General features: G+C 73.9%; 23 protein-coding genes. 17 read left to right on the forward strand and 6 right to left on the reverse strand.

Features of this window, described 5'->3' with window-relative positions; translation table 11 throughout:
* Nucleotides 1-93: 93 nt before the first annotated feature.
* On the reverse strand, nucleotides 94-498 hold the full coding sequence (locus ASG41_RS06425) for a YkvA family protein (RefSeq protein WP_056291601.1): 405 nt from the start codon (nucleotides 496-498) through the stop codon (nucleotides 94-96).
* A gap of 209 nt (nucleotides 499-707) precedes the next feature.
* On the opposite strand from ASG41_RS06425, the gene thyX reads away from it, so the two are divergent.
* Nucleotides 708-1,460, forward strand: coding sequence for an FAD-dependent thymidylate synthase (gene thyX, locus ASG41_RS06430; RefSeq protein ID WP_056291483.1), 753 nt, complete (start codon nucleotides 708-710; stop codon nucleotides 1,458-1,460).
* A gap of 9 nt (nucleotides 1,461-1,469) precedes the next feature.
* Here the strand turns inward: thyX and ASG41_RS06435 are convergent, their stop codons facing one another.
* Complete coding sequence (locus ASG41_RS06435) at nucleotides 1,470-2,045, reverse strand: hypothetical protein (protein WP_056291485.1); 576 nt, start codon at nucleotides 2,043-2,045, stop codon at nucleotides 1,470-1,472.
* Between the two features lie 107 nt (nucleotides 2,046-2,152).
* Here ASG41_RS06435 and dapA point away from each other — a divergent pair, with 107 nt between their 5' ends.
* Both dapA and ASG41_RS06445 read left to right on the forward strand, forming a co-directional pair.
* Complete coding sequence (dapA, locus tag ASG41_RS06440; RefSeq protein ID WP_056291487.1) at nucleotides 2,153-3,073, forward strand: 4-hydroxy-tetrahydrodipicolinate synthase; 921 nt, start codon at nucleotides 2,153-2,155, stop codon at nucleotides 3,071-3,073.
* On the forward strand, nucleotides 3,070-4,773 hold the full coding sequence (locus tag ASG41_RS06445; RefSeq protein WP_082556648.1) for a ribonuclease J: 1,704 nt from the start codon (nucleotides 3,070-3,072) through the stop codon (nucleotides 4,771-4,773). The genes dapA and ASG41_RS06445 overlap by 4 nt, the downstream gene beginning before the upstream one ends.
* A 24-nt stretch (nucleotides 4,774-4,797) precedes the next feature.
* Here ASG41_RS06445 and ASG41_RS06450 read toward each other — a convergent pair whose 3' ends face one another.
* Nucleotides 4,798-6,753, reverse strand: a complete 1,956-nt coding sequence (locus tag ASG41_RS06450; protein ID WP_056291490.1) for a S9 family peptidase — start codon at nucleotides 6,751-6,753, stop codon at nucleotides 4,798-4,800.
* 96 nt (nucleotides 6,754-6,849) lie between these two features.
* On the opposite strand from ASG41_RS06450, the gene ASG41_RS06455 reads away from it, so the two are divergent.
* The 5 genes from ASG41_RS06455 (at nucleotide 6,850) to ASG41_RS25195 (ending at nucleotide 12,589) form a co-directional block, all read left to right on the forward strand.
* Nucleotides 6,850-9,429: a DNA translocase FtsK gene (locus ASG41_RS06455; protein WP_056291492.1), complete on the forward strand. Its 2,580-nt coding sequence runs from the start codon at nucleotides 6,850-6,852 to the stop codon at nucleotides 9,427-9,429.
* 22 nt (nucleotides 9,430-9,451) lie between these two features.
* Nucleotides 9,452-10,903: a 30S ribosomal protein S12 methylthiotransferase RimO gene (gene rimO / locus ASG41_RS06460; protein WP_235564566.1), complete on the forward strand. Its 1,452-nt coding sequence runs from the start codon at nucleotides 9,452-9,454 to the stop codon at nucleotides 10,901-10,903.
* 18 nt (nucleotides 10,904-10,921) lie between these two features.
* Nucleotides 10,922-11,593, forward strand: coding sequence for a CDP-diacylglycerol--glycerol-3-phosphate 3-phosphatidyltransferase (gene pgsA, locus ASG41_RS06465; protein ID WP_056291497.1), 672 nt, complete (start codon nucleotides 10,922-10,924; stop codon nucleotides 11,591-11,593).
* Between the two features lie 4 nt (nucleotides 11,594-11,597).
* Nucleotides 11,598-12,068 (forward strand): CinA family protein, encoded by a 471-nt coding sequence (locus ASG41_RS06470; protein WP_200938763.1) that lies wholly within the window; start codon nucleotides 11,598-11,600, stop codon nucleotides 12,066-12,068.
* A 158-nt stretch (nucleotides 12,069-12,226) separates the two neighbouring features.
* On the forward strand, nucleotides 12,227-12,589 hold the full coding sequence (locus ASG41_RS25195) for a helix-turn-helix domain-containing protein (protein ID WP_056291502.1): 363 nt from the start codon (nucleotides 12,227-12,229) through the stop codon (nucleotides 12,587-12,589).
* A gap of 15 nt (nucleotides 12,590-12,604) precedes the next feature.
* Here the strand turns inward: ASG41_RS25195 and ASG41_RS06480 are convergent, their stop codons facing one another.
* Nucleotides 12,605-13,660 (reverse strand): glycoside hydrolase family 6 protein, encoded by a 1,056-nt coding sequence (locus ASG41_RS06480; protein ID WP_056291505.1) that lies wholly within the window; start codon nucleotides 13,658-13,660, stop codon nucleotides 12,605-12,607.
* Between the two features lie 183 nt (nucleotides 13,661-13,843).
* Between ASG41_RS06480 and ASG41_RS06485 the strand changes: the two genes are divergently transcribed.
* The 6 genes from ASG41_RS06485 (at nucleotide 13,844) to ASG41_RS06510 (ending at nucleotide 20,644) form a co-directional block, all read left to right on the forward strand.
* Nucleotides 13,844-14,539 carry a TetR/AcrR family transcriptional regulator gene (locus ASG41_RS06485; protein WP_235564572.1) on the forward strand — a complete coding sequence of 232 codons (696 nt, stop codon included), beginning with the start codon at nucleotides 13,844-13,846 and terminating at the stop codon, nucleotides 14,537-14,539.
* A gap of 140 nt (nucleotides 14,540-14,679) precedes the next feature.
* Complete coding sequence (locus ASG41_RS06490) at nucleotides 14,680-15,921, forward strand: DUF4032 domain-containing protein (protein ID WP_056291507.1); 1,242 nt, start codon at nucleotides 14,680-14,682, stop codon at nucleotides 15,919-15,921.
* Between the two features lie 305 nt (nucleotides 15,922-16,226).
* Nucleotides 16,227-17,528, forward strand: coding sequence for an extracellular solute-binding protein (locus ASG41_RS06495; RefSeq protein WP_235564574.1), 1,302 nt, complete (start codon nucleotides 16,227-16,229; stop codon nucleotides 17,526-17,528).
* A complete protein-coding gene (locus ASG41_RS06500; protein WP_056291509.1) occupies nucleotides 17,525-18,487 on the forward strand; it encodes a carbohydrate ABC transporter permease in 963 nt (320 codons plus the stop codon). The genes ASG41_RS06495 and ASG41_RS06500 overlap by 4 nt, the downstream gene beginning before the upstream one ends.
* Nucleotides 18,487-19,320: a carbohydrate ABC transporter permease gene (locus ASG41_RS06505; protein WP_056291511.1), complete on the forward strand. Its 834-nt coding sequence runs from the start codon at nucleotides 18,487-18,489 to the stop codon at nucleotides 19,318-19,320. The genes ASG41_RS06500 and ASG41_RS06505 overlap by 1 nt, the downstream gene beginning before the upstream one ends.
* 46 nt (nucleotides 19,321-19,366) lie before the next feature.
* A complete protein-coding gene (locus tag ASG41_RS06510) occupies nucleotides 19,367-20,644 on the forward strand; it encodes an ABC transporter ATP-binding protein (protein ID WP_056291513.1) in 1,278 nt (425 codons plus the stop codon).
* A gap of 61 nt (nucleotides 20,645-20,705) precedes the next feature.
* Here the strand turns inward: ASG41_RS06510 and ASG41_RS06515 are convergent, their stop codons facing one another.
* Nucleotides 20,706-21,698, reverse strand: coding sequence for a carbohydrate kinase family protein (locus ASG41_RS06515; protein ID WP_056291514.1), 993 nt, complete (start codon nucleotides 21,696-21,698; stop codon nucleotides 20,706-20,708).
* 142 nt (nucleotides 21,699-21,840) lie between these two features.
* Here ASG41_RS06515 and ASG41_RS06520 point away from each other — a divergent pair, with 142 nt between their 5' ends.
* Nucleotides 21,841-22,695 (forward strand): PspA/IM30 family protein, encoded by an 855-nt coding sequence (locus tag ASG41_RS06520; RefSeq protein ID WP_056291516.1) that lies wholly within the window; start codon nucleotides 21,841-21,843, stop codon nucleotides 22,693-22,695.
* A gap of 61 nt (nucleotides 22,696-22,756) precedes the next feature.
* On the opposite strand, the gene ASG41_RS06525 is transcribed toward ASG41_RS06520, so the two are convergent.
* Nucleotides 22,757-23,608, reverse strand: coding sequence for a DNA-formamidopyrimidine glycosylase family protein (locus ASG41_RS06525; protein WP_056291518.1), 852 nt, complete (start codon nucleotides 23,606-23,608; stop codon nucleotides 22,757-22,759).
* Between the two features lie 75 nt (nucleotides 23,609-23,683).
* Between ASG41_RS06525 and ASG41_RS06530 the strand changes: the two genes are divergently transcribed.
* Entirely contained in the window at nucleotides 23,684-24,247 is a 564-nt protein-coding gene (locus tag ASG41_RS06530) for an antibiotic biosynthesis monooxygenase (protein ID WP_056291520.1), read from the forward strand.
* Between the two features lie 40 nt (nucleotides 24,248-24,287).
* Nucleotides 24,288-24,848, forward strand: a complete 561-nt coding sequence (locus ASG41_RS06535; protein ID WP_162245537.1) for an antibiotic biosynthesis monooxygenase — start codon at nucleotides 24,288-24,290, stop codon at nucleotides 24,846-24,848.
* Nucleotides 24,849-24,936 lie beyond the last annotated feature (88 nt).

Consider the following 24,936-nt stretch of genomic DNA (forward strand, 5'->3'; position numbering starts at 1 on the left):
AGAGCCGCCGACAGATCTCAGCCAAGACAGCAACCGCGTCGGTCAGCACACCGGGTCAGACGACCCCCGATGACGCCACCCCCATCCTCACTGTCAGCCGGACAGTCCCGCCAGCCGCCGGACCACCAGCAGCCCCGCGTCCCCGCCGGGCCAGTGCCGCACCAGGGCCTCGTCCCCGGCGCGGCGGACCACCGAGCGCAGCGCCCAGGCGACCACCACCACGTCGTCGGCGTAGCCCAGCACCGGGACCACGTCGGGCACCAGGTCCACCGGGGAGAGCAGGTAGGCCACCAGCAGCCACAGCCGGACCCGCACACCCCGCGGCAGCGTCCGGTCGCCGGCCAGTCGGCGCACCAGCCGGACCAGGTCGGGCAGCAGACGCAGCGCGTCCCGCACGGTCAACCCGTCGGGCCGGCGCACCCACAGCAGGGCGAGCGCCACGAGCCACAGGGAGAGCAGACCACCCAGCAGGGCGAGCGCGCCCAACCACCAGGTCACCGGTCCGCCGCCGGTCGCTGCAGCGGCTGTGACGGGCTGCCGCACGCGCCGCGGCACGTGACGTGCCGGGACCCGACCCCGGCGCGGGTGCGGTGGATGGCGGGGCGGGCGGGCAGCACGTGGTGAGCATGACGGCCCACGGGCCCCAGGGGGCACACCACACCCCGGGGACTCGATGTGTCGGGGCACCCGCCGTAAGGTCCTCACCCGTGCCAACCATCGCCCCGCTGAAGGTCCAGGTCGTCGCGCAGACGCAGTTCACCCCGCCGGCCGACGTGCCGTGGGAGACCGACGTCGACGGGGGACAGGCCCTGGCCGAGTTCGCCGGCCGCGCCTGCTACCAGTCCTGGACCAAGCCGAACCCGGCCACCGCCAGCAACGCCGGGTACCTGAGGCACATCCTCGAGGTCGGCCACCTGTCGGTGCTCGAGCACGGCACGGTGTCCATGTACCTCACCGGTGTCTCCCGCTCGCTGACCCACGAGCTCATCCGGCACCGGCACTTCTCCTACAGCCAGCTCTCCCAGCGGTACGTCCCCGAGCGGGACGCCGCGTTCGTCGAGCCCGGCGTCATCGCCGAGGACCCCGAGCTGCACCGGCTGTTCACCGAGGCGGCCGACGCGTCGCTGAAGGCCTACACCGACCTGCTGGAGGGCCTGGAGACCCGGTTCGCCGACGTCCCCAACGCCACGCTGCGCCGCAAGCAGGCCCGCCAGGCCGCCCGCTCGGTGCTGCCCAACGCCACCGAGACCCGCATCGTCGTCACCGGCAACTACCGCGCGTGGCGGCACTTCGTCGCCATGCGCGCCAGCGAGCACGCCGACGTGGAGATCCGTGAGCTCGCCGTCCTGTGCCTGCGCGAGCTGCAGCGGGTCGCCGGCAACGTGTTCGACGACTTCCGGATCAGCTCGCTGGCCGACGGGACCGAGGTCGCCGCCAGCCCGTACGTCAGCGAGGGCTGAGCCGGCGGCTCACCGGGTGGGGACGGCGGCTCCGGCCGCAGCCCACAGCGCCTCCACCCGGGCCGCGACCTCGGTCGCGGTGCCGGAGGCGTCCACCTCGGCGTCGACGTCCCGGACCACGGCGCTCTCCGCGTGCAGGGCCTCCAGCTCGGGCCCGGTGAACGGGGAGCCGGCCGAACGGGCGCGGGCGACGTCCAGGGGCACCCGCAGCGCCACGACGAACGGCGTGGCCGCAGACGTCCGGTAGACCTCGGCGACGGGAGCCCGGACGACGTCGACGAGGACGACCTCGACGCCCGCGGCGACGAACGAGGACGCGAGCAGGCACGCCTGCACCGCGGCCAGCCGGTGCTGGCCCTCGCCGGCGCCGGGGCGCCACGGGTCGACCGCCCCGGTGCGCACCAGGGCGCGGACGTCGTCGACCTCCACGACGGCGCACAGTGCGCGGCCGGCGGCGAGGGTCGCCGCGAGCGTCGACTTGCCCGCCGACGGGGGGCCGGTGACCAGCAGTGGCCGGCGCAGCGGCGGCACCGGCGTCCCGCCGTCGGTGGTGGGGGCGGCGGGGGCGTCCGGGGGGAGGGTCACGGCCGCATCCTGCCCGGGGCGTCCGAGGGCCGCCCGCCCGGGCAGGAGCGGCCAGCTGCCCGGCAGCGGCCCGGCAGCGGCCCGCGACCGGTCGGTAAGTTCGACCCATGTCCTCACCCGTCCCGGCCACCGGAGCCCGCGACCCCCGGCGGCCCTTCGGTCGCGTGCTCAGCGCCATGGTCACGCCGATGACCGAGGACGGCACGGTCGACCTGGCCGGCGCCCAGGAGCTGGCCGCGCACCTGGTGGACCGCTGCGCGCACGACGGCCTGGTGGTCAACGGCACGACGGGGGAGTCCCCGACGCTCAGCGACGCCGAACAGCGCTCGGTGCTCGAGGTGGTGCTCGACGCCGTGGGCGACCGGGCGGTCGTCGTCGCCGGGGTGGGCACCAACGACACCGCGCACTCGATCGACAAGGCGCGGGACGCCGAGCGTCTCGGGGCGCACGCGCTGATGGCCGTGACGCCGTACTACAACAAGCCGCCACAGTCCGGGCTGCTCCGGCACTTCACCTCGATCGCGGACAGCACCGACCTGCCGGTGATGCTCTACGACATCCCGCCGCGTTCGGTGGTGCCGATCGAGGTGGCGACCCTGGTCCGGGCCGCTGAGCACCCGCGGATCGTCGCGGTCAAGGACGCCAAGGGCGACCTGCCGGCCGTTGCCTGGACGCTGGCCCGCACCGACCTCGCCTACTACAGCGGTGAGGACGCGCTGAACCTCCCGCTGCTGGCCCTCGGTGCGGTCGGCGTGGTGAGCGTCGTCGGGCACCTCGTGGGGCCGCGGCTGGCCGAGCTGATCGCTGCCGTCGAGGCCGGGGACCTGGTGCGGGCTCGCGAGGTCAACACCTCGCTGCTGCCGGTCTACACCGGGGTCTTCCGCACCCAGGGCGCGATCCTGGTCAAGGCCGCGCTGCGGCTGCAGGGCCTGCCCTCGGGTCCGGTCCGCCCGCCCCTGGTCGACGCCACCGAGGAGGAGGTGGCCCAGCTCCGCCGCGACCTCGCCGAGGGCGGCGTGCAGCTGTGAGCGGCCCGCTGCCCAGCACGGCCCACCTGGGGCTGACCGACCCGCCACCGCTGCCCACGGGCGCGTTGCGGGTCGTCCCCGTCGGCGGGCTGGGCGAGATCGGCCGGAACATGGCCGTGCTCGAGTTCGACGGCGCGCTGCTGGTCATCGACTGCGGCCTGCTGTTCCCCGAGGCCGACCAGCCCGGCATCGACCTGGTGCTGCCCGACTTCAGCGTCATCGCCGACCGGATCGACGACGTCGTGGGCGTCGTCCTCACCCACGGGCACGAGGACCACATCGGCGCGGTGCCCTACCTGCTGCGGCTGCGGGCGGACCTGCCGCTGATCGGCTCACGGTTCACCCTGGCCCTGGTGGCGGCGAAGCTCCGCGAGCACCGGATCGAGCCGGTTCTCGTCGAGGTCACCGCCGGTGACCACCATCAAGCCGGGCCGTTCGACACCGAGTACGTCTGCGTCAACCACTCCATCCCCGACGCGCTGGCCGTCGCCGTGCACACCCCGGCCGGCACGCTGGTGCACACCGGTGACTTCAAGATGGACCAGCTGCCGCTGGACGGCCGGGTCACCGACCTGGCCACCTTCGCCCGGCTCGGGGACGCCGGGGTCGACCTGCTGCTCAGCGACTCGACCAACGCCGAGGTGCCCGGCTTCGTCACCAGCGAGCGGTCCATCGGCCCGGTCGTGGACGGCGTGTTCGCCCGCGCCGGGCAGCGGCTGATCGTCTCCAGCTTCGCCAGCCACGTGCACCGCATCCAGCAGGTGCTCGACAGTGCCGTCCGGCACCGGCGCAAGGTCGCCCTCGTCGGACGCTCGATGGTGCGCAACATGGGCCTGGCCCAGGAGCTGGGGCTGCTGCACGTCGAGGCGGGCCTGGTGGTCACCCTCGAGGAGGCCCTGCAGATGCCGCCGGCCCAGGTGGTGCTGGTCAGCACCGGCTCCCAGGGTGAGCCGCTGAGCGCACTGGGCCGGATGGCCCGCGGCGACCACGCCCAGGTCACGATCACCGCCGGGGACACCGTGCTGCTGGCCAGCTCGCTGGTGCCCGGCAACGAGACCGCGGTCTACGGCGTCATCAACGGGCTGACCCGGCTGGGCGCGACCGTGGTGCACAAGGAGACCGCCCGGGTGCACGTGTCCGGCCACGCGCCCGCGGGGGAGCTGCGCACCCTGCTGCAGGTCACCCGGCCCAGGCACCTGCTGCCCGTCCACGGGGAGTGGCGGCACCTGCGGGCGCATGCCGCGATCGCCGCCGAGACCGGGATGCGGGCCGACCAGGTGCTGCTGGCCGAGGACGGCGTCGTCGTCGACCTGGTGGACGGCCGGGCCTCGATCGTCGGCCGGGTGCCCATCGGCGACGTCTACGTCGACGGGCTCGGCGTCGGCGAGGTGGGCGAGGAGTCGCTGCAGGCCCGCCGGATCCTCGGGGAGGAGGGCTTCGTCGCCATCACCGTGGTGGTGGAGCCCACGACGGGCACCCTGGTGCGACCGGTGCACCTGACCGCCCGCGGGTTCGCCGACGACCCCACGGCCTTCGACCCCGCGCTGGCCCTGGTGGAGACGGCGCTGCGGGCGGCGCTGGCCGACGGCCCGGTGGAGGCCCAGAAGCTGTCCCGGGTCGTCCGCCGCACCGTCGGCACCTGGGTGGCCCAGACCCACCGCCGCCGGCCGATGATCGTGCCGACGGTGCTCGAGGTCTGACCCGGGGTCTGACCGCCCCCGACCTCAGCGGACCGTGATCGGGGTGATCCCCTCGGCCGCGGGCAGCTCGAAGCCGAAAACCTGAGCGTAGAAGGACAGCTCGCCGTCCAGCGCCGCCCGGATGTTGGCAGCCTGCCGGAAGCCGTGCTGCTCCCCGGGGAAGAGCAGGTAGGCGTGCGGCACCCCCTTGTCCCGCAGGGCCGCGACCATGGTCTCGGCCTGCTCGGGCGGCACGATCCGGTCCTCCGCACCCTGGAAGACCGCCAGCGGGGTGGAGAGCCGGTCGACCGCGTGGATGGGGGAGCGCTCGGTGTAGACGGCCTCGCCCGCCGGCCAGGGGGCGATCAGCCCGTCGAGGTACCGGGACTCGAACGAGTGCGTGTCCGCGGCCAGGGCCGCCAGGTCGGCCACGCCGTAGTGGCTGGCACCCGCGGCGAACACCCCGGGGCGGAAGGTGAGCGCGGCCAGCGTCGTGTACCCACCGGCCGAGCCGCCGCGGACGACCGCCCGGGCCGGGTCGACGCGCAGCGCCCCGGGCGCGTCGGGGGAGGACAGGTACCGCACGCAGGCCACGACGTCGTCCAGGTCGGCGATGCCCCACCGGCCCTGCAGCGCGTCCCGGTAGGCCCGGCCGTAGCCGGTGGACCCGCGGTAGTCGACGTCGGCGACGGCGAACCCGCGCGAGGTCCAGTACTGGGTGCCCAGCGTGAGCACCGGCGAGGCCGCGGACGTCGGACCGCCGTGCACGACCACCACCAGCGGCGGGAGCTCGCCGGGCGGCGCGGTGACGTCGGGGTTGGTGGGCGGGTAGACCAGCGCGTGCGCCTCCGTGACGCCGGAGCCGTCGTCGGTGGTCGGGAAGGTGACGTGCACCGGCCGGGAGAACCACGCCGGGTCCAGCTCCTGCGGGGCCGGGCGGAGTTCCTCGACCGTGCCCGCGTCGACGTCGACCCGGGCGACGACGGGCTTCGTCGTGGGGCCGCCGGCGACACACACCACGGCGGTGCCGTCGGCGCGCAGCTGGCCGAAGGAGGCGTACGGGGTGTCGACCTCGCGCAGCCGCCCGTCGGCGGTCAGGACGGCGAGCCGGTCGGCGCCGTCCCGGCCGACGGCCAGCACCAGCCGGCCGTCGGGCAGCTCGGTGAAGCGGCTGGCACCGAACACCCACTGCGGACCGGTCAGGTCGCTGCCGGTGTCCAGCAGCAGCTCGGGTCCCGTCCCCGGGCGCCACCGGTACAGCGCCCACACCCCGGTGCGGTCGGCGGTGAAGAGCAGTGAGCCGTCCGCGGACCAGACCGGCTGCACGACGGACTCCGGACGGGCCCCCGACCGACCGCCGGCGACGACGGTGTCCCGCCCGTCCGGTGCGCGCACGACGAGCTCGGCGGCGTCCCAGGGCATGTCCGGGTGCTGCCACTGCAACCAGCACAGCGACCCGTCCGGGCCCAGCCGCGGGTCGGACACGAAGTCGGGGCCGGTGACCAGCACGTCGACGGTGCCGTCGAGTGCGACGGTGACGACCTCGTGCACCACCTCGGCGGCGTCCCCGGAGGCCGTGTGGGTCTCCCGCACGGCGAGCACCAGGCCGCCGGGGGTGACCGTCAGGTCGGCGAAGCGCACCCCGGCCGGGATCTCCGGGGCCGCGGTCAGCGCCTCGGGCTCCCCGCCGCCGGGCAGGACCCGGTACAGCCGCTGGTCGCCGAAGTCGGTGAAGAAGACCGTGCCCCCGTCGACCGCCCAGGAGCCACCGCCGTACTCGTGCACCCGGGTGCGGGCGTTCCAGGGCGCCGGCAGCAGGTCGGTGGTCGTCCCGTCGGCCGCACGGTGCACCAGCACCGTGCGCCCGCCCTCGGACGCCCGGCCCTCCGCCCACCAGACGCCGTCGTCCACCACGGCCACCTCGCCGAGGCGCGCCGCGCCCTGCACCACCAGCTCGGAGGTGATCGGGGTGGGCCAGCTGCCGAACGGGTGCGTCTGCATGCCGCGACGGTAGCCAGCGGGTCCGACAGGAGCGCCCGGCAGACACGCAGTCCCGCCTGCCACACGAGCACCACGCACTCGCCTACCGTCGGCGACATGCCTGCGCGCGCGTCCACCCCGAGCCGGCGGCCGGCGGCCGGCGGCTCGTCGCGGAGCCGCCCGGCCACCACGTCCGCCAAGAAGAAGGCGCCCGCCAAGCGGGCCACGGGCACCCGTGCCCCGGCCAAGCGCGGCTCCACCACCGCGGCCCGTCGTCCGGCCGCGAAGCCGCGCCGCTCGATCGGCGCCGGGCTCTGGTCGGCCGCCAGCGGCAGCTGGTCGTTGCTGGCCCGCGGCGCCGGTGGCCTCGCCCGCTCCGTCGCCCGGCCCGACGAGGCCGAGCCGCTGGCCCCCGAACACCGCCGTGACGGCGTCGGCCTCGCCGTCCTCGGGCTGGCGATCGTGCTGGGCGTCACCGCCTACGTCGGCGACGTCGGCCCGGTCGGGTCCGGCATCGCCGGTGCCTTCCGCTGGGCCTTCGGCGCGCTCACCTACGTGCTGCCCGTGGTCCTGCTGGTGGGTGCGGTGCGGCTGCTGCGCCACGGGCCCAAGCCCGAGGCGCGCGGCCGGCTGGTCATCGGCTGGGTCTGCGTGGTGCTGCCGGTGCTGGGCATCGCGCACCTGGTCACCGGTTCCCCGGCCGACGACGCCGGTCGCGACGCCGGCGGCGGTCTGGTCGGCTGGGCCATCGGCAACCCGGTGGGGGCCGGCGTCGGCCCCGTCGTGGGCGTCGCCCTGCTGCTGCTCGCGGTCTTCTTCGGCGTCCTGGTCATCACCGCCACCCCCGTGCACCAGGTGCCCGAGCGGTTGCGCGGCTGGCTGGACCGGGTCACCGGTCGCGCCGAGGACGACGAGGAGTACGACGAGGACGAGTACGAGGAGTTCGACGACGGCCTGGACGTCGTCGAGCCCGAGCCGGTCGTCAAGCCCCGCCGCAGCCGCGCCAAGGCCGCACTGGAGACCCTGACCGGGGCCGACTCGACGGACACCGGCGTCGTGGACACCGGCGCCCTGGACGGCGCGGCGGACGCCGTCGCCGTCGAGCCGGTGGGCACCGCCTCGCTGCGCCGTCCCCCCGTGGTCGACCGCACGCTCAAGCCCGTCGAGCTGGAGCCGATGCCGCAGGGCGACTCCGAGCAGCTGCAGATCGAGCCGGTCGAGGGCGACTACGTCCTGCCCTCGCTGAACACGCTGCGCGCCGGCACCCCGCCGCGCGCCCGCTCCAAGTCCAACGACGTCGCCATCGAGGCGATCACCGGGGTGCTGGAGCAGTTCAACGTCGACGCTGCGGTCACCGGGTTCACCCGCGGACCGACCGTCACCCGCTACGAGGTCGAGCTGGGGCCCGCGGTCAAGGTCGAGAAGATCACCGCGCTGACCCGCAACCTGGCCTACGCCGTCGCCAACGACAACATCCGGATCCTGGCGCCGATCCCCGGAAAGTCCGCCGTGGGCATCGAGGTGCCCAACACCGACCGCGAGACCGTCAGCCTCGGCGACGTCATGCGCTCGGGGGCGGCCAAGCAGGACCCGCACCCGATGCTGGTCGGGCTGGGCAAGGACATCGAGGGCGGCTTCGTCTGCGCCAACCTGGCGAAGATGCCGCACCTGCTGGTGGCCGGTGCCACCGGTGCCGGCAAGTCCTCCTGCATCAACTCGCTGCTGACCTCGCTGCTGCTGCGGGCCACGCCCGACCAGCTGCGGATGATCCTCATCGACCCCAAGATGGTCGAGCTCACGCCCTACGACGGCATCCCGCACCTGATCACGCCGATCATCACCGACCCCAAGAAGGCCGCCACCGCGCTGGCCTGGCTGGTCGAGGAGATGGAGCAGCGCTACCAGGACATGCGCGCCACCGGCGTCCGGCACATCGACGACTTCAACAAGAAGGTCGAGCGCGGGGAGATCACCGCGCCGCCCGGGTCCGAGCGGGTCTACCGGCCCTACCCCTACATCCTGGCGATCGTCGACGAGCTGGCCGACCTGATGATGGTCGCTCCCCGCGACGTCGAGGAGTCGATCGTCCGGATCACCCAGAAGGCCCGTGCGGCCGGCATCCACCTGGTGCTGGCGACCCAGCGGCCCTCGGTCGACGTCGTCACCGGGCTGATCAAGGCCAACGTGCCCTCGCGGCTGGCCTTCTCCACCTCCAGCCTCACCGACAGCCGGGTCATCCTCGACCAGCCCGGCGCGGAGAAGCTGATCGGCATGGGCGACGCCCTGTTCCTGCCGATCGGCGCCGGCAAGCCCATCCGCGTGCAGGGCGCCTACGTCTCCGACAGCGAGATCGAGGCGGTCGTCGAGTTCACCAAGCGGCAGGCCGAGCCCGACTACCGGCAGGAGGTCGTCGAGAAGGCCGGCGGCGAGCAGAAGGAGATCGACGAGGACATCGGCGGGGACCTGGAGCTGCTGGTCCAGGCCGTCGAGCTCGTCGTCACCAGCCAGTTCGGGTCGACCTCGATGCTGCAGCGCAAGCTCCGGGTCGGGTTCGCCAAGGCCGGCCGGCTGATGGACCTGATGGAGAGCCGCGGGATCGTCGGCCCGTCGGAGGGTTCCAAGGCCCGCGACGTGCTGCTCAAGCCCGATGACCTGCCCGGCACCCTCATGCTGCTCCGCGGCGGCGGAGAAGGATGACAGCGGCGCCTACGATGTCCGGGTGACTGTTGTGCCCGCTGGACCTGCCCTGCCTCTCGCCGACCTCCCCGCCGGAGCCCGCAAGGTCGCCATGGTGACCCTGGGCTGTGCCCGCAACGAGGTCGACTCCGAGGAGCTGGCCGGCCGGCTGTCGGCCGACGGGTACGAGCTGGTCACCGACGCCGAGGACGCCGACGCCGTCCTGGTCAACACCTGCGGCTTCATCGAGACGGCCAAGAAGGACTCCGTCGACGCGATCCTGGAGGCCACCGGCAGCGGTGCGCACGTGGTCGCGGTGGGCTGCATGGCCGAGCGGTACGGCACCGAGCTGGCCGGGGCGCTGCCCGAGGCCACGGTGCTGGGCTTCGACGACTACGAGGCCATCGGCGACCGACTGGACGACGTCCTGGCCGGGCGTCCGCTGGTGCCGCACACCCCGCGTGACCGTCGCACCCTGCTGCCGATCAGCCCGGCCGACCGCACCCGGGCCGCGATCTCGCCGGAGGCACCCGCCATCCCCGGGCACGACTGGCTCAAGCGCACCCGGCTGGCCAGCGGCCCCTCGGCCGCGCTGAAGCTGGCCAGCGGCTGCGACCGGCGCTGCGCCTTCTGCGCCATCCCCACCTTCCGTGGCGCGTTCGTCTCCCGCCCGGTCGCCGAGGTCCTCGGCGAGGCGCACTGGCTGGCGGGCCAGGGCGTGACCGAGCTGGTCCTGGTGAGCGAGAACTCGACCTCCTACGGCAAGGACATCGGCGACCTGCGCACGCTGGAGAAGCTGCTGCCCCAGCTGGCCGCGATCGAGGGCCTGGTCCGGGTGCGGGTGGCCTACCTGCAGCCGGCCGAGCTGCGGCCGGGCCTGCTGGAGACCATCGCCGGCACCCCGGGCATCGCGCCCTACTTCGACCTGTCCTTCCAGCACAGCTCGCCGACCCTGCTGCGCCGGATGCGCCGCTTCGGCGGCACCGAGGACTTCCTCGCCCTCATCGACCGGGCCCGCGCCATCGCCCCCACCGCCGGCTTCCGCACCAACGTCATCCTCGGGTTCCCCGGCGAGACCGAGGCCGACGTCGCCGAGCTGGAGCGCTTCCTGACCGCGGGCCGCCTGGACGCCGTCGGGGTGTTCGGCTACTCCGACGAGGAGGGCACCGAGGGTGCCCGCCTGGACGGCCACCTGCCCCAGCACGAGGTCGACGCACGGGTCGCCCGGATCACCGACCTGGTCGAGGAGCTCACCGCGCAGCGCGCCGAGGAGCGGATCGGCGAGGACGTCGAGGTGCTGCTCACCGAGCCGCTGGCCGGGGAGCCCGGCAGCTGGACCGGCCACGCCGCCCACCAGGACCCCGACGCCGACGGCCAGACCACCGTCGTCGGCGTCCCGCTGGACGCGACCCCCGGCCAGGTCGTGCCGGCCCGGGTCACCGGCACCGAGGGCGTCGACCTCGTGGCCGCCTGTCTCGTCCCCGCGGCCGCCTGACCCGGCAGTGACCCCCCGATGAGCAGCGTCGTCCCGGACCCGGCCGCCACCCCGCCCTCCACGGCGCGGTTGGTGAACCTGCCCAACGCACTGACCGTGCTGCGGCTGGCCGTGGTCCCGCTGTTCGCCTGGCTGCTGCTGGCCGACGGCGGCATGGACGAGGCCCGCCGCTGGTGGGCGACGCTGTTCTTCGCCCTGGCGATCATCACCGACCGCTACGACGGGATGATCGCCCGCCGACGCAACCAGGTCACCGAGTTCGGCAAGCTGGCCGATCCGATCGCGGACAAGGCGCTGACCGGGTCCGCGCTCATCGGGCTCTCGGTGCTGGACCTGCTGCCGTGGTGGGTGACGCTGGCGATCCTGGTCCGGGAACTGGGCGTCACCGTGCTCCGGTTCTGGGTCATCCGGCACGGGGTGATCGCCAGCAGCCGCGGCGGCAAGGCCAAGACGGTGCTGCAGGCGCTGGCCATCGGCTTCTACCTGTCCCCGCTGACCGGGTTCATGGGCACGGTGCGCTGGTGGCTGATGGCTGCGGCGCTGGCCCTGACCCTGGTCACCGGGTTCGACTACGTCGTCCGGGCGCTGCGGCTGCGGCGGACCAGCGCCCGCGCCATGCGGTCCGCGGCTGCGCGGCGCGCCGCAGCGGCCGGCGAGAACGCCACCGAGCGCCGCGACACCGCGGCCTGAGCCCGTGACCACGCCGACCGCCGCCGACCTGCACGCCGCCCTGCTGGGCCGGGGCGAGACCGTCGCGGCCGCCGAGTCGCTCACCGCCGGGCTGTTCTGCGCGACGCTGGCCGGCGTGCCCGGGGCCAGTGCCACGCTGCGCGGGGGAGCGGTGGTCTACGCGACGGACCTCAAGGCCACCCTCGCCGGGGTCGACGCCGACCTGCTGTCCCGGGTGGGCCCGGTGGCCCGGGAGACCGCGGCCGCGCTGGCCGAGGGGATCGCCGCCCGCTGCGGGGCGACCTGGGGCGTGGGGCTGACCGGGGTCGCCGGCCCCGACCCCGTCGACGACCACCCGCCGGGCACCGTGTTCCTCGGTCTGGCCGGGCCCGGGGGCACCATCGTGTCGCTGCTGCGCCTGACCGGCGACCGGGCCGCGGTGCGCGAGGCCACCGTCCAGGCCGCCGTCGCGGGGCTGCTCGACCGGCTGGGGTGAGGGCGGGAACGCCCGCCCCCGCCGTGGCGTTACGCCATCAGCGGACGCGGCACGGCCCACCGGGTCGAGGACCCGTCGTCCGCGTAGCGTGAGAGCACGGTGACACCGACGGCCCGACCGTCGTGTCGCCACTGCATCCAGCGAGACAGGAGACGGCCATGACGCTGCTGCGCACCCAGCTCGGCGACACCCTGCGCGGCCACCGCCTGCGTCAGCGCCGCACCCTGCGCGACGTCTCCGGCGCGGCGCGGGTCAGCCTCGGCTACCTCTCGGAGGTCGAGCGGGGCCAGAAGGAGGCCTCCTCGGAGCTGCTGGCCTCCATCTGCGACGCCCTCGACGTCGAGCTCGCCGACCTGCTCGCCCAGGTCAGCCAGGAGCTCCGCACCGCCGACGAGGCCCGCCGCCCGGTCCGCCCGCTGGTCCCCGCGGCGACCCCCGCCCCCGAGCCTGCGCTCGCGCTGGTCGGTGTGGACGGTCCGGTCACCACCCGGCGCCGCGGCGCGGTCGCGCTCGCCGCCTGAGTGGTCAGGTCGAGGTCATCCGGCCAGTGACACCGCCAGGTCGGGGTCGAACTGCCCCGACACGGTGCCCGCGCCGATGCCGCAGTCCCCGTCGGACTCCCCGGGGGGCTTGACCCACAGCAGTGCGTCGACGTCGTCCCCCAGGCCGGGGGAGGACGTGGGCGGCTGACCGGTCCGCTGGCCCGCGGGGTTGCACCACACCCGGGTGCCCGTGCCGTTGCGGCTGGTGTCCACGACGAGGCCCAGCCGCTGCCCGGTCCGGTCGGCGAGCTCCCGGGCGGTGGCCCGGCCGAACTCCACCGCTGTCGACGTCTCGGTGTAGTTGGACACGCCGAGTGCGATGCCGTGGGCGTCGGCGATGCCCGCTGCGACCAGCCGGTCGGCCAGCTCGGCGGCGGCGATGGACCAGTTGGCGGCCGAACCGTCCAGGTAGACCCGTGCCCGCGGTGCCCGCTGCGCCAGGACGGCGGTGGCGTCGGCCAGCAGGGCCTCCCGCTCGGTGACCTGGTCGCCGGTCAGGCAGTCGAAGTGCACCAGGGAGTCCGGCTCCAGGACCACGACGGCCCGACGGCCGCCCAACCCGTCGGCAAAGGACCGGATCCAGGCGCGGTAGGTGTCGGCGTCGGCGGCCCCGCCGGAGGAGTACTGGCCGCAGTCCCGGTCGGGGATCGCGTAGGCGACCAGGGTGGGGGTGGCGCCGACGATGGAGGCCGCGTCGACGTAGGCGTCGACCTGTGAGCGCACGGCCTCGGTGGGGTCGGTGAACCAGCGGGCGACCGGCCGGGCGGCGACGGCGTCGGCGACGGCCGGGGTGCGCGGGTCGTCCGGGTGGGCGGCCACCCACTGGAGGGCCTGGGCGTCGGGGTTGCCGTAGAGCCGGGTGCCCGGGGCCAGGGTGGGGGAGTCCCCGCCGGCGAGCTGGCGCAGGGCGAAGGCCCCGGTGTCCGGGCGGGTGCCGAACCACCCGAGGGTCCCCAGGACCGCCACCAGCAGCAGCACCAGGAGCCGGCGTCGGGGACGGCGGCCGTGGTCGGGACGCCGCTGCGGACGGCGACGGTCGGTGCGGGACACGGGGCTCCTCCGGGGGCGCCCGTGGCCGGTCCACCGAGCCCACCCACGCTAGGTGAGCGGGCCCGCTGGGCGCGCCACCCGGGCGGGTGACCCCGTCCCGGGCGGTCGGCCGGGGCCGCGACACGGTCGTCGTCCGAGGCCCCGGTCCTTGACCCTGGGTAGGGGCAATGAGACACAGGGTGCATGCAGCCGATCCCGTTGCCCGACCGCTACGCCCCGCGCCCCGTGGCCGACGCCTCGACGGGCGTGCTCTCGGCCGTCCGCGACCTCGACGGGCCCGCCACCGACGCCGGCGAGGACGCCCCCACCGGCACCCACGCCACCGTCGTCTTCGAAGGCCTCCCGCCGCTGCGCCCGGCCGCCCCCGGCCACCGGGCCGGGGAGCACACCCGCTCCGGCAACGCCATGGGCCGCACCCGCCGCGGCCTGCTCGCCGGCGCCGCCACCGCCTTCGCCGACCAGGGCCTGCGCAAGACCACGATGCAGCACGTCGCCGCCGCCGCCGGCGTCGCCAAGGCCACGCTGTACAACCACTTCCGCACCAAGGACGACGTCGCCGCGGCCCTGCTCGACGACGAGCTGCAGCGCCTGGTCGGCCTGGCCGGCGAGCTGCCCCGTGGGGCGGCCCTGGGCCGGCTGGCCGAGGAGGTCGGCGCGCACCCGGTGCTGCGTCGGCTCGCGGTGAGCGAGCCCGAGGTGCTGGCCCGGCTGCTGCTGGCCGAGGACCGGCTCGTGGTGGCCGACCTGGCCCGCGCCCTGCAGGTCGAGCGGGACGCCGCCACGCTGGTGCTGCGCTGGCTGTCGGGCCTGGTGCTCCGCCCGGGCACCGCCGCCGAGCGGGCCCGGCAGGCCGCGGCGCTGGAGCACGTGCTCGGCTGACCCGCGCACCGCGCGCACCGGGCCCGGGCGGCAGCTGCCGCCCGGGCCCGTGACGTGGCACCGTCGTCCCGGGCCCCGTTCGACCGGCCCGTTCGACCGGCCCGTGCGGCCGGCCCCGTCCGACCGACCCCGGAGTCCCCATGCGCTTCCTGTTCCGACCGCCGGCGACGGAGGCAGCGGCCCTGCTGCACCTGCCCTGGGACTCCCCGTTGTCCGAGTGGGACCCCTCGGTGCTCCTGGACGTGCCGCAACGGGGCATCTCCCGGCACGTGGTCCGCTTCGTGGCCACCGAGGGCCGGGTGTACGCGCTCAAGGAGATCACCGAGTCCCTCGCCCGGCGGGAGTACCGCCTGCTGGGGGAGTTCGAGTCCGACGGGCTGCCCTCGGTCTCGGTGCTGGGGATCTGCGTGGACCGCCCCGACGACCAGGAGGCGATCCTGGTGACCCGGTACCTCGAGTACTCGATGTCCTACCGGCACCTGTTCTCCAGCCCCCGCAGCCAGCACTCGACGTCCCAGCTGCTGGACACCCTGGTCGTGCTGCTGGTCCGGCTGCACCTGTCGGGGGTGTTCTGGGGCGACTGCTCGCTGTCCAACACGCTCTTCCGGCCCGACGCCGACGGGCTGACCGCGTACCTGGTCGACGCCGAGACGGCCGAGCGGCACCCGCAGCTGTCCCGCGGGATGCGCCAGCACGACGTCGAGCTGGCCCGGGAACGGGTGGGCGCGGAGCTGCTGGACCTGCAGTTCGGCGGGCTGCTGTCCCCGGAGATCAGCCCGGTCGACGTCGCCGACGCCCTGCCGGAGCGCTACGCCGCGCTGTGGGACGCCGTCACCCGTGAGGAGGTGTTCCGGCTCGACGAGCAGCGGTACCGGGTGGCCGAGCGGCTGCAGTGGCTCAACGAGCTGGGCTTCGACGCCGGTGAGGTGGAGCTGGTGCACACCCCCGAGGGCGCCCGGCTCCGGGTGGACACCCGGGTCGCCGAGCCGGGCCAGAACCGTCGCGAGCTGCTGCGGCTCACCGGCCTGGAGGTGCAGGAGAACCAGGCGCGGCGGCTGCTCAACGACGTCCGCAGCCACCGGGCGTGGCTGGAGCAGAAGGAGGGCCGCCCGGTGCCGGAGGCGGTGGCCGCGCACCGTTGGCTCGCCGACGTCTACGTGCCCGTGGTGGAGGCGATCCCCCCGCACCTGGCCGGTCGCCTCGCCCCCGCGCAGGTCTTCCACGAGGTGCTGGAGCACCGGTGGTTCCTGTCCGAGCAGGCCGGCCGGGACGTCGGGACGACGGCCGCGCTCGCCTCCTACCTGGACCACGAACTGCCCAAGACCCCCGCGGACCAGACGACGCCGTCGGTGCTGGCCTCGCCCGGTGGCGCGTCGTCCTGACCTGACCGATCAACCGGGTCGACGCCCGGCGCGCAGCGTGATCGACAGCTCCGGACGGGGCTCTGACCAGGCCGGACCGAGCACACCCGGACGGGTCCCCACGGACTCCCACACGGCGCTGGCAACGAACTGGCAACAGCCTGGACTCCAGCTTGACGGCGCACTTGACCTGGGTCACAGTCGCCGGACCGGGTGGTGATCAACACGCCGCCCGGCCCGCCGCGGCCCACCGGCCGCTGGACGTCGACGGAGGCGGTTGCAGGGTGCCTGAGAGCGCAGACCAGACCAGGGGACGGCGAACCGCCGTGCCGCGGGGGAGGGCCCGGCGGGCGTTGGGGGCGGGCGCTGCGGCGGTCGTCCTGGCGTCCGGGCTGGCCGCCTGCGGCAGCGGCGACAGCGGGGTCCCCGAGCTCGTCTGGTACACGAACCCCGACTCCGGCGGGCAGGCCGAGCTGGCCGCCCGGTGCACGGAGGCCGCTGGTGGTCGGTACACGATCACCACCTCGGTGCTGCCCCGCGAGGCCAGCGCGCAGCGCGAGCAGCTGGTCCGCCGGCTGGCGGCCAACGACGCCTCGATCGACATCATGAGCCTGGACCCGCCGTTCATCCCGGAGTTCGCCCAGGCCGGCTTCCTGGCCCCGGTGCCCGAGGACGTCGCCGAGCGGGTCACCGAGGACGTCGTGGAGAGCGCCATCGAGGGCTCCACCTGGGACGACGAGCTGGTCGCCGTCCCGTGGTGGGCCAACACCCAGGTGCTCTGGTACCGCACGTCGGTCGCCGAGGCCGCCGGGCTGGACATGACCCAGCCGGTCACCTGGGACCAGCTGATCACCGCCGCGCAGGACCAGGACGTGCTGCTGGGTGTGCAGGGCATCCGGGCCGAGGCGCTGACCGTGTGGTTCAACGCCCTCATCGAGAGCGCCGGCGGTTCGATCATCGCCGAGAACTCCACCGACCCCGAGCAGATCCAGCTGGGCCTGACGTCGGAGGAGGGCATCCGGGCCGCCGAGGTCATGCGCGACATCTCGACCTCCGGCCAGGTCGGGCCGGCACTGTCGACCGCCAACGAGGACTCCACGGCCACCGGCTTCGAGTCCGACCAGGGCGGCTTCATGGTCAACTACCCGTTCGTCTACCCCCGCGGCCTGGCCGCGGTGGAGGCCGGGACGCTGGACCAGTCCGTCGTCGACGACTACGCGGCCGCGGTCTACCCCCAGGTCGACGAGGGCGTCGAGGCCGCCCCGCCCTACGGCGGGATCAACCTGGGCGTCGGGGCCTACAGCGAGCACACCGACCTGGCCTACGAGGCCACCGAGTGCATCACCACGACGGAGAACCAGGCCTACTACTTCGTCAGCAACGGCAACCCGGCCTCCGACACCGCGGTCTACGACGACCCCGAGGTGCTCGAGGAGTTCCCCCAGGCGCCGGTGATCCTGCAGTCCCTGCAGCAGGCCGCACCCCGCCCGCAGACCCCGTACTACAGCGAGGTCTCGGGCGGGCTGCAGCGCGAGTACCACCCCACCGCCGCCATCGACCCCGAGCAGACGCCGCAGGACGCGACCGAGCTCATCGAAGCCGTCCTGCGGAAGGAGCAGCTGCTGTGAGTACGACGACGCTCCCGCCGGCGCCGAAGACCGAGCCGGTCTCCAAGCCCAAGGCGTTCGTGAGCGACCGGGCCAAGGCCGAGCGCAAGCTCGGCTGGATGCTGGCCGGCCCGGCGCTGGCGGTGATGCTGCTGGTCACCGCGTACCCGATCGCCCAGGCGTTCTACGACTCGCTGTTCGACTACCGGCTCACCGACCCGGAGAACCGCTCGTTCACCGGTCTGAGCAACTACCTGGTGATCCTCACCGACTCGCTGTGGTGGACCGCGATCCTCGTGACGGCCTTCATCACCGTGGTCACCGTGGCCGTCGAGCTGGTGCTCGGCTTCGCCCTGGCGATGGTGATGAACAAGGCGCTGAAGGCGATCCGGCCGTTCCTGCGGGCGGTCATCCTCATCCCCTACGCCGTCATCACCGTGGTCTCGGCGTTCGCCTGGCAGTTCGCCTTCGACATCAACACCGGGTTCGTCAACAGCTGGTTCGCCTGGATCCCCGGTGTCGGCGCCGACACCGACTGGTTCGGTGACACCGGGACGTCGCTGTTCGTCATCTGCCTGGCCGAGATCTGGAAGACCACCCCGTTCATCTCGCTGCTCCTGCTGGCCGGTCTGGCCCAGGTGCCCGAGGTGCTGCAGGAGGCCGCCCAGGTCGACGGGGCCACCTGGTGGCAGCGGATGCGCCGGGTGACGCTGCCGAACATGAAGGCCGCGATCATGGTCGCGCTGCTGTTCCGCACGCTGGACGCCTTCCGCGTCTTCGACTCGATCTTCGTGATGACGGCGGGGGCCAACAACACCGAGTCGGTGTCGTTCCTGGCCTACCGGCAGACCATCTCCCGGCTGGAGATCGGGCTGGGTTCGGCGGTCTCGGTGCTGCTGTTCATCGTCGTGGTGCTGATCGCGTTCATCTTCATCAAGGGCTTCAAGGTCGACCTGGCCCAGGCACGAGGGGACGGCTGATGTCGACCAAGGAGAAGAGCTGGTGGATCGTCGCCGGCGTCGCGATCGCCCTCTACGCGCTGTCGCCCATCGCGTGGATCGTGTCGCTGTCGTTCAAGGCGCCCAGTGACCTGGCCAACGGCTCGTTCTTGCCGACGGTGTTCTCCACCGAGAACTACGGCCTTATCCTGAACGGGGAGGCCAGCGACCTGTTCCTGCCGGCGCTGCGCAACAGCTTCGGCATCTGCCTGATCGCGACCTTCATCAGCTGCGTGCTGTCGATGTTCGCGGCCTACGCGATCGCCCGGCTGGACTTCCCGGGCAAGAAGTTCATCCTCGGGACGGCGCTGGCGGTGGCCATCTTCCCGGTCATCTCGATCGTCACGCCGCTGTTCAACCTGTGGCGCCAGATCGGGCTGTACGACACCTGGCCCGGGCTGATCATCCCCTACCTGTCGCTGACCCTGCCGCTGTCGATCTGGACCATGTCGGCGTTCTTCCGCGAGATCCCCTGGGAGATGGAGCAGGCCGCCCAGGTCGACGGGGCCACCACCTGGCAGGCGTTCCGCAAGGTGATCGTGCCGCTGGCGGCGCCCGGGGTGTTCACCACCGCGATCATCGCCTTCTTCATCGCCTGGAACGACTTCGTCTACGGCATCTCGCTGACCTCGACCGGCGCCTCCCGGCCGGTCCCGGCCGCGCTGGGCCTGTTCTCCGGGGCCTCGCAGTTCGAGGACCCCACCGGCGCGATCGCCGCGGCCGCCGTCATCGTGACGATCCCCGTCGTCGTGCTGGTGCTGGTCTTCCAGCGCCGCATCGTCGCCGGCCTGACCAACGGTGCCGTCAAGGGCTGACCGGCCCACCCCTCAGCCCGACCCCCGACCTCGCAAGGAGTCCACGATGGCCTCGATCCAGATGAAGAACATCGTCAAGAAGTACGGCGACGGGTTCCCCGCCGTGAACGACATCAGCCTGGACATCGCCGACGGCGAGTTCATGATCCTGGTGGGCCCCTCCGGCTGCGGGAAGTCCACGCTGCTGCGGATGATCGTGGGGCTGGAGGACATCACCTCCGGCGACATGGTCATCGGCGGCGACCGGGTCAACGACAAGGCCCCGCGGGACCGCAACCTGTCGATGGTCTTCCAGAACTACGCCCTCTACCCGCACATGAGCGTCTACGAGAACATCGCCTTCCCGCTGCGGCTGGCCAAGACCCCCGACGACAAGGTGGACCGCCTGGTCAAGGAGGCCGCCGACGTCCTGGAGCTGCACGAGCACCTGGAGCGCAAGCCGGCCAACCTCTCCGGTGGCCAGCGCCAGCGGGTGGCCATGGGCCGCGCGATCGTACGGCAGGCCGAGGCCTTCCTCTTCGACGAGCCGCTGTCCAACCTGGACGCCAAGCTGCGCGGGCAGATGCGCACCGAGATCGCCCGGCTGCAGCGCCGGCTGGGCATCACCACCGTCTACGTCACCCACGACCAGACGGAGGCCATGACCCTGGGCGACCGGGTCTGCGTGCTGCGCAAGGGCTCCATCCAGCAGGTCGCCTCCCCGCGCGAGCTGTACGAGCAGCCGGTCAACCTGTTCGTCGCCGGGTTCATCGGCTCGCCGCCGATGAACTTCCTGCCGGCCACGGTGCAGGGGTCCACGCTGACGACGCCCTTCGGCACCATCGAGCTCGACGAGCGCCGGGCGGCGGCGGTCGCCGGTCACGACCTGCTGCTGGTCGGCATCCGCCCGGAGTACTTCGAGGACGCCTCGCTCGTCGACGACGCCAAGAAGCACCTGGGGTCCACGTTCACCGCCCGGGTCGACGTCACCGAGTGGCTGGGCGACCAGCAGTACGCCTACATCCCCTACGACGCCCCGGACACCATCCGGGACCGGCTGCGGGAGCTGTCCAAGGAACTGGACAGCGAGGAGCTGCGCACCCAGGCGATCGTCTCGATCGACGCCTCGAGCCGGATCCGCGAGGGCCGGGACGCCGAGTTCTGGCTCGACAGCCGCAAGGTGCACGTCTTCGACCCGGAGTCCGGGGTCAACCTGACCCGCGACGAGCAGGCCGGGGCCGAGCTGACCCGGATGGCCGACGAGGACCGGCAGGAGCAGGTCGCCGAGGCGGCCGGCGGACTGACCGGTGAGCGCACCGGCGGGTCGGGCAGCACCGCCGCCTGACCGGCTGCACGACGAAGGCCCCGCACCTGCCGGTGCGGGGCCCTCGTCGTGCGTGCGGGTCCTACCCGCGGGCGGCGTCGAGCTCCGCCCGGGTCGGCGGGTCCGCCCCCACCCGGGTGCAGCACAGTGCCGCCACCAGCGCCGCGTCGGCGACGACCCGCTCCAGCAGGTCCTCCGGCACCGCGTCCAGCGCGGCCCGGGTGGTCACCCCGGCCTCCAGCAGACCGGTGAGCAGGCCCGCGGCGAGGGAGTCCCCGGCCCCCACGGTGTCGGCGACGGTCACCGTCGGCGGGGTGTGCCGCAGCAGGGGGCGGCCGGGCCGGGCCACCCGCAGCGGGGCACCGCCATCGGTCAGCACCAGCAGGGCCGGGCCACGCTCGGCCCACCGCTGCGCGGCCTCGTCCAGGCCGGCCTCGTCCTGTGCGGTCCCCGGCTCCAGCCAGGCCAGGTCCTCGGCGCTCACCTTGACCACGTCGGCGACGGCGAGCAGGCGCTCCAGCCGCGCCCGGACGGCGTCCCCGGTGTTGCCGAAGCCCTCGGCCAGCGAGACGCGCACGTTGGGGTCGACGCTGACCAGCGCGGACCCGTCGGCGTGCAGGCGCTCGGCCAGCCCGGCGACGGCCTCGCTGCCCGGTGCGGTCCAGGAGGAGATCGACCCGACGTGCAGCGCGTTGCTCCCGGCCGGCCACGCGGCAGCGACCTCGTCGTCGGTCCACTGCCAGTCGGCGGCGCCGAGCACGTGGAAGCCGTAGTCGGCTGACCCGTCGGGAGCCAGACCCACCACGGCCAGGCTGACCGGGTCGCCGGAGGTGACCGACCGGCTCACGTCGACACCGGCGAGCTCCGCGTGCCGCCGCAGGTTGCCGGCCAACGGCCCGGTGCCGAACCGGGCCAGCAGGTGCACCGGGTGCCCCAGGCGCCCGGCGGCGACGGCGACGTTGAGGGCGTTGCCGCCCGGGCGGGCCACGAACTGCGGGGCGGTGCCCTCGTCCCCGGCGTCGGCCCCGGGCACCGGGATGAGGTCGACGATGAGCTCGCCGAGGACGGTCAGCATGGGCCGGACCCTAGCGGCGCGCCACCCTCCGGGGTGCCGTGGTGGTGCGGGGCCGCGGTGTGCTGGGACGATGGAGGACGACGTCGTCGCCCGCGGCGCGCGCCGGCCCGCCCGGGACGTGTGCACCGGACCAGGAGGAACCATGCCCAACCCGTTCGTGAAGTTCTGGAAGTACCTCACGGCGTCGGCGAACGCGCAGATCGACGAGCGTGCCGACCCCAAGATCCAGATCGCACAGGCGATCGAGGGTGAGCAGCAGCGTCACCAGTCGCTGGCCAACCAGGCCGCGGCGGTGCTGGGCAACCAGCGTCAGCTGGAGATGCGGCTCAGCCGCCAGCTCACCGAGGTCGAGCAGCTGCAGGGCTCGGCCCAGCAGGCCCTGGCCCTCGCCGACCAGACCCGCTCCGCCGGTGACCCCGCCAAGGCCGCCGAGTACGAGAACGCCGCCCAGGCCTTCGCCACCCAGCTGGTCAGCGCCGAGCAGTCCGTCGAGGACCTCAAGCGCAGCCACGACGAGGCCCTCCAGGCCGCCGAGCAGGCCAAGGGCGCCGTCGAGCAGAGCCGGATGCGGTTGCAGACGATCCTGGCCGAGCGCACCAAGCTGCTGTCCCAGCTGGAGCAGGCCAAGATGCAGGAGCAGGTGTCCGCCTCGATCAAGAGCGTCAACGAGCTCTCCGCGCCGGGCAACACGCCCAACCTGGGCGAGGTCCGCGACAAGATCGAGCGTCGGTACGCCAACGCCCTCGGTCAGGCCGAGCTGGCGCAGAACTCGGTCGAGGGCCGGATGCTCGAGGTGCAGAAGGCCACCCTCGACGTCGCCGGTGCCTCACGCCTGCAGCAGATCCGCGCCGGGATGGGCGGGGGTGCCGGAGCGGGCCAGCAGGCCGTCACCGGTGGCACCCAGCCGGCCGGCGCCATCGGCCAGGGCACCCCGCAGGGCCAGCCGGCCGAGCAGCCGGTCGCCCAGCCCGTGGAGCGCCCGGAGTCGCACAGCTGACACCGGTACCGCCCGCGCCGACGGCCGTCGTCCCCTCCGGGGGACGGCGGCCGTCAGCGTCTCAGTACCGGGCCCGACGGGCCTCGGTGCCGGGCAGACCGGTCCGGGCCCGCGGGTCCACCGGCTGTGGCTCGGCCTGGCAGCGGGGGCACCACCAGGTGACCCGCTCCTGCAGGTCCGGGCCCTGGTCGCCGAGCTGGATCGTCGTCCCGCAGCGGCGGCAGGGGCGGCCCTTGCGGCCGGCCACCCAGTGGTCCTGGCCGCGGCGCAGGTCCCCGGTGGTGGCCTGCTCGGGACGGTCGCGGTTGAGCAGCATCAGCGCGCGACCCCGCTCGACGAGCCCGGGCAAGTCCGGGACGTCGGCCACCCGGGCCCACGGGTTGACCCCGGCGAGGAAGAGCGTCTCGACCTTGTAGAGGTTCCCCAGTCCGGCGAGGTTGCGCTGGTCCAGCACGGCGACGCCGATCTGCTCGTCGGGCCGGGCGCGCAGTCGGCGCAGCGCCTCCTCCAGGTCCCAGTCCGGGCCCAGCACGTCCGGGCCCAGGTGGCCGACGACCGAGGCCTCGTCGGCGGTGGGCACGATCGTCATGTCGTGCAGCCGGTACCCGACGCACTGCCACTCGCTGGTGGTCAGCAGGGCCCGGATGCTGAACGCCGGACCACCGCGCCAGGGCGTGCCGGGCCGGTAGAGGTGCCAGCTGCCGTCCATCCGGTAGTGCGTGCGCAGGGTGCGGCCGTCGGCGAAGCGGATGAGCATGTGCTTGCCCCGGGGGACCACCTCGGTGACGGTGGCGCCCGCCAGGTCGACCGCGGCCAGCTGGGGCACACGCAACTCGCCGCGGGTGAGGGTGGCGCCGTGCAGCACCGCGTCCATCCGCTTGGCCGCCAACCAGACGGTGTCTCCCTCGGGCACCGCCCCATGGTCCCCGGGTTGTGAGCCCCCCGACACCCGGGAACGGATGAGGGTCTCTCAGCGCTGAGGCATCTCGTGCGCACCCGATTCAGCGAGAACACCGTGGCGGCCCAGCCCGTCACCGTGACGGCGGCCCGGGTCGTGCGGCCCGAGCGTCGCGAGGCCTTCGAGCAGTGGGCCACCGAGGTGCAGGCGCTGGCCGCCACCTTCCCCGGTCACCTGGGGTCCTCGACACTGCGCCCGGGACCCGGCAGCGACGAGTACCACTTGGTCTACCGGTTCGCCGACGCCGATGCGCTGGCCGGCTGGGAGCGCTCGCCGGAGCGGGCCGCGATGGTCGCCCGGCTCGGCGGGCTGGTGCAGGACGAGCGTTTCGCCCGGGTGTCGGGCCTGGAGGGCTTCTTCGCCGCCGCGACGCCGCCGGCCCCGGCCTGGCGGATCGTGCTGCTGACGGTGCTCGGGGTCTTCCTGCTCACCTCGACGTTCCACCTGCTGCTCGAGCCGCTGGTGGCCGACTGGCCGTGGCCGGTCCGGTTGCTGTCCTCGGCGCTGGTCGTCGTCACCGGCCTGCGCTTCGTGGTGATGCCGGCCCTGACCCGGGTCTCCGGCCGCTGGCTGCGTCCGGCCTCACGCTCCTAGACCCTCCCGGGGAGGTCCGTGCTGGGGGACGCTGTCCGGCGTGCCCCGCCGCCGCTCTCCCGTGCCCGACACCCAGCCGGTCACGGTGACCGCGGCCCGGCTGGTGCGCCCGGACCAGGCCGAGTACTTCGAGCGCTGGGCGGCCGAGATCATGGCGCTGGCCGGCACCTTCCCCGGTCACCTGGGCTCCACCCTGCTGCGCCCGGGGGCAGGTAGCACCGAGTACCACCTGGTCTACCGGTTCCACGACCGCGACGCCCTGGCCGGGTGGGAACGCTCCCCGGAGCGGCACGAGGCGCTGGCGCGGTGCAGCGGCATGGTGGACCGGTCGCGGTACTCCCGGGTCAGCGGCCTGGAGAGCTTCTTCACCGCCCCCGACCGCGCCGACGGGCCCTCCCGGACCCGGCTGACCCTGCTGACGATCACCGTGGTCTTCGGGCTGCAACTGGTGCTGCAGTCCCTCGTCGCACCCGTCGTCGGCCACTGGCCCCTCGTGCTGCGGGCGCTCTTCTACGCCTGCGTGGTGGTGCTCTCGCTGGGGTACGTGTTCATGCCCTTCCTGACCCGGCGGCTGGGTCGCTGGTTGCGTCCCCGACGGTGAGTCGACGGGTCGCCGGACGAGCCCGGTGACGGGCGGTCGGCGGGGGAGCAGTGGGTCCCTCGGGGCCGGCGGGGCACCTGGGGGGAGA

It is taken from the genome of Modestobacter sp. Leaf380, from assembly GCF_001424485.1.
Taxonomy (GTDB): domain Bacteria; phylum Actinomycetota; class Actinomycetes; order Mycobacteriales; family Geodermatophilaceae; genus Klenkia.

Coding starts and splice junctions, on each gene's coding strand:
- dapA (WP_056291487.1), top strand. CDS start 2,153: ATGTCCTCACCCGTCCCGGCCACCGGAGCCCGCGACCCCCGGCGGCCC.
- ASG41_RS06450 (WP_056291490.1), bottom strand. CDS start 6,753: ATGCAGACGCACCCGTTCGGCAGCTGGCCCACCCCGATCACCTCCGAG.
- ASG41_RS06455 (WP_056291492.1), top strand. CDS start 6,850: ATGCCTGCGCGCGCGTCCACCCCGAGCCGGCGGCCGGCGGCCGGCGGC.
- pgsA (WP_056291497.1), top strand. CDS start 10,922: ATGAGCAGCGTCGTCCCGGACCCGGCCGCCACCCCGCCCTCCACGGCG.
- ASG41_RS25195 (WP_056291502.1), top strand. CDS start 12,227: ATGACGCTGCTGCGCACCCAGCTCGGCGACACCCTGCGCGGCCACCGC.
- ASG41_RS06485 (WP_235564572.1), top strand. CDS start 13,844: ATGCAGCCGATCCCGTTGCCCGACCGCTACGCCCCGCGCCCCGTGGCC.
- ASG41_RS06490 (WP_056291507.1), top strand. CDS start 14,680: ATGCGCTTCCTGTTCCGACCGCCGGCGACGGAGGCAGCGGCCCTGCTG.
- ASG41_RS06505 (WP_056291511.1), top strand. CDS start 18,487: ATGTCGACCAAGGAGAAGAGCTGGTGGATCGTCGCCGGCGTCGCGATC.
- ASG41_RS06510 (WP_056291513.1), top strand. CDS start 19,367: ATGGCCTCGATCCAGATGAAGAACATCGTCAAGAAGTACGGCGACGGG.
- ASG41_RS06515 (WP_056291514.1), bottom strand. CDS start 21,698: ATGCTGACCGTCCTCGGCGAGCTCATCGTCGACCTCATCCCGGTGCCC.
- ASG41_RS06520 (WP_056291516.1), top strand. CDS start 21,841: ATGCCCAACCCGTTCGTGAAGTTCTGGAAGTACCTCACGGCGTCGGCG.